This window comes from Paraburkholderia mimosarum LMG 23256 = NBRC 106338 (assembly GCF_000739815.1).
Lineage (GTDB): Bacteria > Pseudomonadota > Gammaproteobacteria > Burkholderiales > Burkholderiaceae > Paraburkholderia > Paraburkholderia mimosarum.
Genome location: NZ_BBJJ01000125.1, coordinates 1 through 10694, shown reverse-complemented (window position 1 = coordinate 10694; position 10694 = coordinate 1). Strand labels below are relative to the sequence as shown.

At 65.2% G+C, this 10694-nt stretch carries 5 protein-coding genes and 3 pseudogenes; 2 read left to right on the top strand and 6 right to left on the bottom strand.

The window, feature by feature from the left end:
• Positions 1–54 precede the first annotated feature (54 nt).
• The 4 genes from BMI01S_RS34630 to BMI01S_RS42200 are packed head-to-tail and all read right to left on the bottom strand — an operon-like array spanning position 55 to position 8019.
• Positions 55–2985: a hypothetical protein gene (locus BMI01S_RS34630; protein WP_028232805.1), complete on the bottom strand. Its 2931-nt coding sequence runs from the start codon at positions 2983–2985 to the stop codon at positions 55–57.
• Positions 2982–3767, bottom strand: a complete 786-nt coding sequence (locus tag BMI01S_RS34625) for a phytanoyl-CoA dioxygenase family protein (RefSeq protein ID WP_051381594.1) — start codon at positions 3765–3767, stop codon at positions 2982–2984. The genes BMI01S_RS34630 and BMI01S_RS34625 overlap by 4 nt, the downstream gene beginning before the upstream one ends.
• Positions 3764–6184: an SAM-dependent methyltransferase gene (locus BMI01S_RS38415; protein WP_051381595.1), complete on the bottom strand. Its 2421-nt coding sequence runs from the start codon at positions 6182–6184 to the stop codon at positions 3764–3766. Before BMI01S_RS38415 ends, BMI01S_RS34625 begins: the two co-directional genes overlap by 4 nt.
• A gap of 26 nt (positions 6185–6210) precedes the next feature.
• Positions 6211–8019, bottom strand: coding sequence for a hypothetical protein (locus tag BMI01S_RS42200; protein ID WP_161635567.1), 1809 nt, complete (start codon positions 8017–8019; stop codon positions 6211–6213).
• Positions 8020–8622: 603 nt separating this feature from the next.
• Between BMI01S_RS42200 and BMI01S_RS34610 the strand changes: the two are divergent.
• Positions 8623–9706: pseudogene (locus BMI01S_RS34610) on the top strand (IS630 family transposase).
• Between the two features lie 13 nt (positions 9707–9719).
• Positions 9720–10019 (top strand): hypothetical protein, encoded by a 300-nt coding sequence (locus tag BMI01S_RS34605; protein WP_028232807.1) that lies wholly within the window; start codon positions 9720–9722, stop codon positions 10017–10019.
• Between the two features lie 304 nt (positions 10020–10323).
• Here the strand turns inward: BMI01S_RS34605 and BMI01S_RS34600 are convergent.
• Positions 10324–10563: pseudogene (locus BMI01S_RS34600) on the bottom strand (IS5-like element ISCARN85 family transposase); the annotation flags it as partial.
• Positions 10561–10676 (bottom strand): annotated as a pseudogene (locus BMI01S_RS44485) (IS21-like element helper ATPase IstB); the annotation flags it as partial. The pseudogenes BMI01S_RS44485 and BMI01S_RS34600, both read right to left, overlap by 3 nt.
• Between the last annotated feature and the right edge of the window lie 18 nt (positions 10677–10694).

Genomic DNA, 10694 nt, shown 5'->3' with positions numbered 1-10694 from the left:
TGTCGGGTCACCCATGCGGGCGACCCGACGGATCGACGAGTTCCGCGCTCCCGCTCACTCGGGAATGACACCATCGTCGAACGGCTCCTCGTCGCCGGAGCGCGCCACGTCGGCGTTATCGCTGGTCTCTTCGGCGACGTCGGACGCCTCTTGCTGCACCTCGATGGCTTCCTCGACCTGCTCCTTCAATTGCTGGCTCACCTGGTCGCCTAGATTCTCGACGATGTCCGGAAGCGACTGCGTGACCTCGCCCAGGCTTTGGTTCGCTTCGCTCAGTTGACCGGCTTTGAGCTTCGAGCTCGCGTCGACGAGGTTGCCCTCGGCCTCTTCGATCTGCTCGTTGACCTCGATCTGCGCGAGATCCTTGAGCTGTGTGCTTGCGCTGTCGATCCCGCCGCGGATGTTGTCCCCGGCCACCTCGCTGTATGCTTCGGAGCCCGACTGACGCGCCGCACTCACGTCGTTCGCGAACCCGGCATCGTCCGCCGGCACCTGCACATTGCCGTCGCCCGCGGCCCGGTCGGCCAGTTGCTGGTCCTGCTGTCGCGCGTCGTTACCGATTTCGTCGCCGGCATCCTGCGCATCCTGCTGCTGTTGCCGGTTGGGCGCATCACCGCGATTCTCGTTGGCCTGGTCGTCCTGGAGCTTGTTGTCCTTGCCGGTCAGCTTCTGCTTCAGGAAATCGATCGCCATCCACACGCCCATCGCCTGCAGGAAGTAGCCGAGCACCTTCTCGAACGTGAGGTTCGACCAGAACTTGTCCCAGCCCGACTCCGGCGCGAGCGGGATTGCGATCACCTTCTTGTTGAGCAGCGTGCCGGTCAGGATCGGCCACGCGGTGGTGTCGCTCTCCTTGCCCGTGAAGGTCCCCTTGAAGCCGAATGCCGCATTGAGCGCAACCGCGCCGGCAGTATCGACGATCTGCCCATTGTCGAACGACAACGTGCTCGTCGAGCCGCTCGACCCGGTGAGCGTGATCGTCGTGCCGCTCGAGCGGTCGGCCGGATCAGCGGGCGACGGTGCCCCCGACTTTCTGGCGAACACGATCGTGCCTTCGGACGTCGCGCCGGTCTTGCCCTCTCCCGGCGCCGAATAGACGTAGTAGGTCCGGCCCGGCTGGCCCTTGTCGTCCATGCCCCACAGATACGCATAGCCGCGCATCCAGGTACTGACCGCGACGTAGCTCGGGAAGTCGAGCCCCTTGAACAGGTCGTACTGGTTGAAGAACGCGGCGATCGCCTTCTCGCTGTCGGACACGGACGGCAGCTTGAACGCGTCGGTCATCGCGCTCTGGAAGCCGGTCGCCATTTTCGACGTCGGCGACGTCATGATGTTCTGGCAGAAGCTCAGCGCCTTGGCCATGTTGGCGGCGGCAGCTTCGGTCACGGAGATGGGCGGGTAGCCCTGCGTGCTGAAATCGAGCGCTTCGCCGACCGACATGACCGGGAACAGTGAATCCGGCTGCGAAATCAGCAACTGGTAGATGAAGCATGGCTTGGTCTGCCCCTTCGAATCGGTGTAAGTACCGTCGAGCGTGACCGCGCGCACCGCGCCGTTGGCCAGCACCTCGCTGCCCGACGACAGCGCCAGCAGCGTCAGCTCCTGCAGATAGCCCTGCTTCGGCGAGTTCTGCGCGACGTTGGTCGACGAGTTGAACGCATTGAGCACGACGACGCTCTTGCCAGACTTGTTGGTGATCGAGCAGTTCTTGTTGATAGCCATCGCTTTTCTCCGTAGGTGAGTAGGAACAACGCGGGTTGACGGTGATGACGTCGCTCGCGGCATGCACGCCGCGTCTGCATCTAGTACTCGACGCGGGTCGTGCTCGAGCGCACGCCCCCTTCGAACCTGATGGAGATGATCGTGCCGCCGATCGGCTGCCCGTCGGTCGCGAGCTGCGCCGTGCGATAGTCGACGTCGGTCACGCGCACGACGGTCCGGCCGTCGGTCGCGAAACCCGTGACGCGCGAGCGCCAAGGCGCGGCCACTCGACAGCCATTCGTCGCGCACCTGCGCGAGGCTGCCGTCGGCGCGAAACGCCCGCCGCGTCCGATCCGGCGCACGCGTCGGCTGCCAGGGCCCCGGCACGGGTTTTGCCGGCGCGGCTTCGCGTGAGGGCGGCACGGGGTCCCCCGGTTTCAGCACGCGAGTCGAGGTCAGCTTGCCGTTCGCGAAGCGAAACAGCGTTAGCACCTGCGTGTTGCTGGCCGCCGGGTGCAACGTGACAAGCAGATGCCCGTCGAGAATCTTGCCGTGCGCATCGAACGCGACTCCGCCGTAGTCGGATTCGACACGTTGGCGCACCGTTGAGCCGTCTTCCGCGTAGTTGGTGGTGAGCAGACGGCCGGGCGTTCCGTGCGCGGTCAGGATCGAGCGCGCGGTGCTCGCGAGCGTCAGCGCCGGCCCGGCATGGCGGACGATCGCCAGTTCGCCGCCCGCGAGCCGCGTACCGACCAGCACGGCGTTCGCGAAATCGATCTCGAGGCGGCTCGCGATCGCGCCCTTCCCGCCGGATGTGTCGTTGACGAGCGAGTAACGCGCCGGCCGTTCGTTCGCGTAGGTCATCTCGGCGACATGGCTTGGCGTCCCGTCGGGGCCGGCGAGCGAGAATTGCGCGACGCCGTCGGTCGTCCAGCCGGCGGGGTCGAGTGCCAGCGCGCGATAGATGCCTTGCACCGTGCGCCGCAGCGTGCGCCGCAGCGTGCCGTCGGCGGTGAGCAGCCGCGTCGCCGACGACGCCGCGCGGCCTTGTGCATCGATGACGATGTCGGACGTCGAATGGGGCGCGCCGCCCGCGAGCGATGCCGCATAGCGGATCGTGCCGCCCATATCCGACACGTCCGCATAGTTCGCCTGGCCCATGGTCGCGACGCTCGCGCCGTCGGGGCCGTAACGCTCCGCGCCGACCGATCGCGGCCGGTTGCGTCCCAGGCCCGTCACGTCCGCCGCGACGGCCAGCGCCTGCTGCCCGAGTTCCTGAATCATGGTGCCTCCTGCGTGGTCAGGGATCGCTCGACGGGCCCGGCGTCGTCGACGCTGCCGCGCGGCCGCTCGAGCACGTCGACGATCCGGTCCATCAGCGCGACGCCTTCGGCGCGCGTCGTCGCCCGCTTGTAGGAAAAGCGCATGTCTAGGCTCACGCGCGTCACGCCGGAATGATTGGCGACCGTGCCGTGGCCCAGATAGCCGCCGTCGAAGATCAGCACCTGCCCGTATCGCACCGGCACCGGTTCGAAATCGCCGCTGCCATAGTCGCGTTCGAGCCACAGCGTCGCGCCGTCGAACACGTCGGTGAACGGCATCCAGAAGTTGATCTGGTCGATCCGGCGCGTCACGCAGATGTCGTGATGAAATGAGCTGATGCTGGCCGTGCCAGACAGATGGATGCGCAGCTTCGGATGGCTCGTGTACGAAATCCCGCGCCCGACCAGCGGCGCGAGCTGCGCGAGCATGAAGCCGTGGTAGAGCTTCCAGAAATCGGCATCGGCAGGCTGGCGCTCCATCATCGCGCTCACCATCAGGTTGTCGCGCGGGCCGATCCGCACGCTGCGCCCGTTGCGCCGCCGATGGTCGAGCAGGTGCGCATGCAGCCGGTCGAGCCGCTGCACCTTGTACACGTCGCGGCTCAGCACGGCCGCGAATGGAAAGCGCGACGTGTCGTAGTCGAGTAGCACCCATGTGCGCCGCGGGCGCGGTCCGGCTTCGCGTACGAGTTGCGCGCGATCGACGTCGGCAATCGACGCGCCGGTGGCCATGACGGTGCTCATGCGTGGTCCGCTCCATCCCGGTGCAGTCGCGCAAGCACCTGGCGGACGCGTGCGAGATTGGTCGATACGCGCTCGTAGCCGTGCCACAGGAACAGCCCGCCCTTGCGGTTCGCTGCGGCCATGATCGCGACAAGATGCGTCCACGCCCAGTCGGGCAGCCCGAGCCGCGGCGTCGCGGCGAGCACGGCGGCGTCGGCGCCGCTCATGACCGCCATCCCGCGCAGCGCGATGCTCGCGCCGCTGGCGCCTTGCGCAGTGCCGTGCACAAGCGGACGCAACGTGACCGGGTCGAGCGTGAATGTCAGCGATCCGCACGCCATCGTGGACGGCCCGTCGCGCCATTCCATCGCTTCGCCGTCGAACGTTGCCGCCACGCGCCGCCCACCGATCGAGAAGCCGCCGGCATCGACGCACGCGGAGGTCACCTCGGCCAGCGCCCCGTGCCGTAGCAGCAGCCGGTATTCGCCATGCAGGTACGCGGCGGGCAAGTCGTCGCGGATGCGGGCCGCGAACGGCACGCGGCGCTCGCCGAGCGTGAAATGGTCGCGGCCAATCGACAGCGGTTCATCGACAGGCGTGCCGTCGAGCGTCACGCTCATCCCGGCCGCCATCGGCAGGATCGCGATCCGGTGCTCGCCTGCACCGGGCGCGAGCCATCGATAGACTCCGGCGATCGCGCTTGCCGGCAGCCGCGGGCGCGCCAGGCACTCATCCACGACGAGCTTGTGCGACGTATCGGGGTGGGCGCCCGCCTGCCAGATCAGTCCGACCCAGCGCCGCTGGCCGCCCGGGCGCAGATCGGGCTGCAGGTAGCCGGAGCAAGGATTTCCGGCATCGGCGGACCACGTGAGCACGCCCTTGTCGAAGCGCGCGCCCTGCACGCGCACCCCGTTCAGGTCGACGCGCGTGACGCCGCCGTCCGGCCGGCCGAACACCGACAGCGACAGTGCCTGCCCGGCGGCCAGATAGAAGCCGCTCCATACCGCCAGGTCGCGACGCAGCAGTTCCTGGAAATCGGCGGCGAGCGCGGGCCAGTCAGCCGCGATGCCGCGTGCGTCGCTCCACGACGCGGCCGCCGCCAGAACGCGGCCGGCCGGCGCGCGCTTGACCGCCGCGAGCAGCGTCGCGCTCGCCGACTTGCGGTCGAGCAGCAGGCTCAGCAGCCGGCGGTTTTCGGGCTCGCCGCCGGCACGCAGTCCTTTCGCGGCGAGCTGGATCGCACCGGCGTCGCGCCGGCTCAGCAGCTCGCGCTCGCGTGGCGACAGGCCCGGCCAGCCGGCGACGGCCGCGGCGGCATCGTCGCGATAGCGCTCGCGCTGGCGCGGATCGTCGCACAGCGCCAGCACGAACCGCGCGGCCGCGCTGTCGGGCTGCCACTGGTAGCTCTGCGGCACGTCGAAGGTCGCGAAATCGGTGAACGCACGGCGTTCGCGCGGACCGTAGCGATCGATCACGCGCAACGCGTCGGCAGTCGTGCGCAGCGGCTGGCCGGGATGCAGCAGCCCGAGCCGGTCGAGCATCACCGCATCGGCGAGGGCCGCCTCCTTCGGCGGCAGGTAGAAGGTCGAGATGCCCGTCACCCAGTTCTGCACCGACGGATCCCGCAGCGACGCGATCGTCTGACGGTCGATCAACGGCTCGACGCCGGGATAGCGCGAGCCGACATAGTTCACGACCGGATGGTCGGCACCGTACAGCGCCTCGAGATAGTCGAGCAGCACCGAGAAGTTGCAGTTCAGATACCCTTGGCGGCGATACCCGAGCTCGCCGATCAGCCCGACCTGCCACAGCACGAGGTGCAATCCCGTATCCGGCCGGCGGCTGCGGATCAGCATATCCGTCGCCTCGTACATCTGCATGCCGGGCTGACTGGGATCGACGCCGAGATCCGCACACAGCGAGTCGAGCGCGCTGACCGCCGCACGCATCTCGGCGCGATGCCCTTCGCGCCGTGCAATCCGGACGGCCCGGTGCGTCGCCAGCACGAAGATGCCCGGATGACCGTAAAAGATCGCGACGACCCGCTGCCCCTGTCGCACCGGATGCAGCATCGCTTCGGCCATCTGCATGTACGTGACGTAGCGTCGCTTGCTGTCGTCGTACAGCGTGTAGAGGTCGTAGGCGTCGGGACGCTCGCGCAGCAGCCAGACCTTCGTCGCCGGGTCCGCGACGCAGAAGAACACGTGATCTGCCGCACGAATGCGCGCCTCGTCCGCACGGGTGAAACCGCTCGCCTCGATCCCGGAGCCGAGGATCTCCAGCAAACCCGGCCGGGCCGGCGGCGCAATATCGGCCGGATCGTCGGTAATGGACGCCGCACGCGCCGCGATCTCGCGCGCGAGATGCCGCCAGCGGCGGCGATGCGTTTCCGCATCGGGATAGTGTTCAGGGTCCGGCTGCGCCCAGGCAGTGCTCATTATCGATCCTCGTGACGGACGGGCAATCAGCCCTTCAGGTAGACCATCGCAACCGACGCCCCGGTCTTCACGGGCAGCGGCCGGTTCTGGTACGTCGCTTTCGCGAGCGTCTGGAACGCCAGATATGCGTTGGCGCCGGTGTTCTGCTTCATCTGTGCGACGAGCGCGTTCTGGGCATCCTGCGGCCAGCGCCAGTTCTGCGCTTCGGTATCCGCTTGGCTGTTCTTCGTCTGCAGGATCGTCGACAGCGTCACCTGCAGCGTGGTCGAATCGCCCTGCACTTCCTGCACGTACTGGCTGAAGGTGGTCCAGCGCGTGTCGACCGGGATCGGATCGTTCAGCATGTAGTTGACGAGCAGGCCCAGCCCGGAGGTCTGGCGCGGTTGGAGATTCTGCATGTCGCGCTCGTCTGCCTGCCGCCATGCATCGAGCAGCCTGCCGGCAGCCTGGAACGCGACGTAGATCGCGACGCCCTCGACGAGCGTCGGCAGCGCCTTGGTCATGATCCAGTTTCCGACCGCGCCGAGCACGCGCGATACCGTCCCGGGCAGCACATCGACGTCGGTGTCGATATCCACGTCGACATCGACGTCGATGTCGCTGTCGGTCACGACATCGTTGTCGACGTCGATATCGACATCCACATCCACGTCGACCACGGCAATGAAATCCACGTCCACGTCGATGTCGACATCCACGTCTACATCCACGTCGATATCGATGTCCACATCCACGTCGATATCGATATCGATGTCGATGTCGACGTCCACGTTGACGGGATCGGCATCGTCGCCCACCGCGCTGTCCGGGGCCGCGCTGTCGCCGTTCGCGTTCAGCGCACCGCGGATCTTGCCGGCGATCTCGCCGACGTTGGTCGCGAGCCATTGCAGCCCGCCGGGAATCGCAGCCAGCAGGTTGATCGCCGCATCGACGGCCATCGCGAGCTGAACGGTGAAAAACGCGCCGTAGACAAGGTCATAGAGCACCGCGTACCACGGCAGCGTCGGGTCCTGGTACGACTGCGCGATGAATTGCTGGCCGTTGTACGTGCCGACGAAAGCCCAGGTGATCGTGTCCGGGTGCCGTTCCCACGCGAGGTCGCGTATGACGGCCGTGAGCAGCATGCCGTTCTTCGCGGTTGCCCCTGCGCTGGACAGCTGCGAGGTCGCGAAGTCGAGCGGAATCGGCGTGCCTTCGGTGGGCGTGTACACCGCCTTGCCGCCGGTGATCGTCAGTGTGCCGACGCAGGACGTCGGCAGGATGAAACCCATCGAGCTCGCTGCCGGCGGTTCGTAGCAATAGTAGGTGCCGGGGAACGCATAGAGCTGGTTCGTCGCCCAGTAGCCCAGCGCGGAGTAGAGGCCAAACGTGAGCCCCGCTGCGCCGTTCTGCGAGAAATAGGTCGCCGCCGCATCCGGCAGGCTGGTCACCGGGGTGTTCTCGACCAGCGCGTTGAAGTTGAGCGCCGTCGGCGTAAACGGCTGGCTCACGGTATTCCGGTAGAGATTCCAGCCTGCCTGTGCGACGTCCGCGTCTGACTGCGCGAGCGGAATCGTCAGCGAGCCGGGCGTGAGCGCTTCCGCGACGGCCACCTTGAGCGGAAATTCGTCGGTCTGACGCGCAATCACGACGCGCGCGATCGGCTCGTCGGTCGTGAAGTGACCGGTACCATCCGCCGGGACGCTGCCGAGCAGCGTATAGGTCGGCACGTAGGCCGAAGGATCGGTCGACGGCGGATTGGTCGGGGTCGGCGACATCGTCGTGTAAACATTCACCGCCGCGCCGTATGTGCTGGTGACGTTGATCGGGTAAGTGGCCATCTTCATTGCACCCATGCGCGATCCGGTGAATACGGCGATGGATCGGACCGCTGACAAACCCACCATTCATGGCTGATCTCCTGTGGAAATTGATTCGCGTCCTGTCGGAACCGCGGGCAAGACGCCCGCATCTTGCAGATTCCACTTCGGCGGCAGCGCCCCGATGCACGACATTGCCGGGCGAACAGGCAGGGCAGCGCGGTGCGAACGGTCGTTGTCCCGAGCAAGGACCCGCCGCCAGCTCCGATCAATTCAACAGCCGCTCGACCTCCCGAATGGGCGCTGAGCCGTGCGCATCCTGCTCGCAAGCACACAGGAGGGTCGTCCCGATTCGCGGAGTCTCCGCGAGCACCAAACAAAGCAACGCATATGCCAGTTGCCGCACGTCAGGCATGCGACTCGCCGATCGGACTCTCGCGTCATTTTCGTCGCCGCAAACTGCAAGAGTAAATCGCATTTCTTGCATTTACTTCCGTTTACAACCCCCCGAATTCCTGTGTCAGCTCGAACTTCGAGCCCTATCTGACCAGGCTCCGCGAAGATGTGTATAACGACGTGCCCTAGTACGACATCCCGTAAATAGGTTGAATTAATAGTTGCCTCGGATATCATGGCGAGATGAGCCGAGGCCGCCACGCAACGCCAATGAAGCTGGCGAATAAAGAACGACAAGAACTGCTCTCGCTAATCGAGCAGAAGACGGCTGCGCAACGAGATGTGATGCGGGCGCGCATGGCGTTGTGGGCCCACGAGGGCCACTCCAATACGGTGATCGCGCGGGAGCTGGGGGTATCCGTGCAAACGGTCTGCCTGTGGCGCAAGCGCATTGCCCGGCAAGGTGCCCAAGGCATTCGCGAGGGCGAGCGCAGTGGCCGGCCGCCACGCATCACGCACGAAGCGCCACTGCAGTTGATTGCGCTGGCGTGTGAAGCTCAGGAACCTGAGGGACGGGTCACGCCAACACTTGACGAGATTGCGGCGCGCGCGGTGGAGCGCGGCGTCGTCGAGCAGATCAGCCGCAGCCACGTGCAGCGCATTCTGCAGGCCGGAGATGGTGCGCCCGCACCGGGTCCAGCAATGGCTGCACAGTCCAGACCCGGCTTTCCGCGAGAAGGTCAACGTGATTTGCAGGTTGTACCGCAAGGCGCCACGAAACGCGGTAGTGCTCAGTATCGACGAGAAGACCGGCATTCAGGCCATCGAGGGCAAGCACCCAGGACGCTCGCCCGTGCCGGGAACGCTGCGTCGCCGCGAATTCGAACATGTTCTTCACGGCACCCAGGCGTTGATTGCTGCGCTCGAAGTGCATACCGGACAGGTGCTGGCAGAATGCCGCGATCGGCGTACCCAGGACGATCTGGTCTCCTTCATAGAGCGCGTGACTGCTGCATATCCTGACAAACAGGTGCACGTGGTTTGGGATAACCTCAATACGCATCGCGCTCAGGCTGTCTGGCAGGCATTCAACGCGCGGCACGACAAGCGGTTTCGCTTCCACTTCACGCCGTTGCACGCGAGTCGGGTCAATCAGATCGAACTCTGGTTTGCCCGCTACACGCGCCGGGTGCTGCGCCATGCCAGCCATACCAGCACCGCGCATCTGCGCGAGCGCACCGAACGGTTCCTCAGCGAGCACAATCAGGTCGCGCGCCCCTTCAAATGGAGTTTCCGGGGCTATCCGCTGCAAAGCGGCACATTGTAATCGAGGAACCGACATGCCGGCTTTACCCGCCAAACACTACGCTGCTCAATTGCAGCGACAACTGCGCAGTTTGCTCGGCCATGAGCAGATCGTTACGCAAGCCTACGGGCGTCACCTGCTGATCAAACGTCTGGACGACGAGGAGCCAACCGTGGTGGCCCGGCTGACTGAATTCGGCCGCAATCGTTATGGCGCCGCCTTTCGCAGCCACAGTGGACGTTGGGAACCCCTGCCAGGTACCGGTACGCTCGACGAGATGGCCAGAGAGGTCGTCACGCTGCTGCACCCGTACCTGCAGCCCGATAACTATTAAACCTATTTGAGGGATGCTGTACTAGCCTGACCTGCTGCATTATTTGCGCAAATCTGGGATGAACTCTGAGCCCACATGACACGCCCAGCATATATGCTTTTCGGCGATCTGGCCAAGTCATAATAACTTGGACGCCTATGATAGGAAATTGTGCTTACCTTGTTCGCCCATCTCACTTGTCAGATTTTCGACAATGTCGGGAAGAAGCCAAGGTATTGCCAAGTGATCGCGTTGTCCTGCATGACTTTTTTGGCGTGGCACGACACTTGCAGTATCCCGATCACGCTAGAAGGGCGTGTTCACACTATCCGAGCCCATCGACGATAAGCGCGAAATTGATAAAGGCGAGGAACATCACGTCCAGTTTTTCGAACCGCGAAAAGATGCGGCGGAAGCCTTTGAGGCGGCGAAACAGGCGCCCAACTTCGTTTCTGCGCTTGTACATTTTCCGATCATTTTCCCATGGTTCAAGGCGATTTCTTTTGGGCGGAACGACGGGAATGAAACCCAGGTCGAGCGCGAGTTGCCGTGTCTCGTCACCTTTTGAGACCATCGGCACGGCGTCGAAGACGAAGGCGGCGAGCGTCTTGGTCGGTTCCAGATGCGACTCGGTACGGTGCCGCTGATGCGTCGCTTAGCGCGTTCGGCCAGCTCGTGCCTCTAGTCTAGCAGGCC

Coding starts and splice junctions, on each gene's coding strand:
- BMI01S_RS34630 (WP_028232805.1), bottom strand. CDS start 2,985: ATGATTCAGGAACTCGGGCAGCAGGCGCTGGCCGTCGCGGCGGACGTG.
- BMI01S_RS34625 (WP_051381594.1), bottom strand. CDS start 3,767: ATGAGCACCGTCATGGCCACCGGCGCGTCGATTGCCGACGTCGATCGC.
- BMI01S_RS38415 (WP_051381595.1), bottom strand. CDS start 6,184: ATGAGCACTGCCTGGGCGCAGCCGGACCCTGAACACTATCCCGATGCG.
- BMI01S_RS42200 (WP_161635567.1), bottom strand. CDS start 8,019: ATGGGTGCAATGAAGATGGCCACTTACCCGATCAACGTCACCAGCACA.
- BMI01S_RS34605 (WP_028232807.1), top strand. CDS start 9,720: ATGCCGGCTTTACCCGCCAAACACTACGCTGCTCAATTGCAGCGACAA.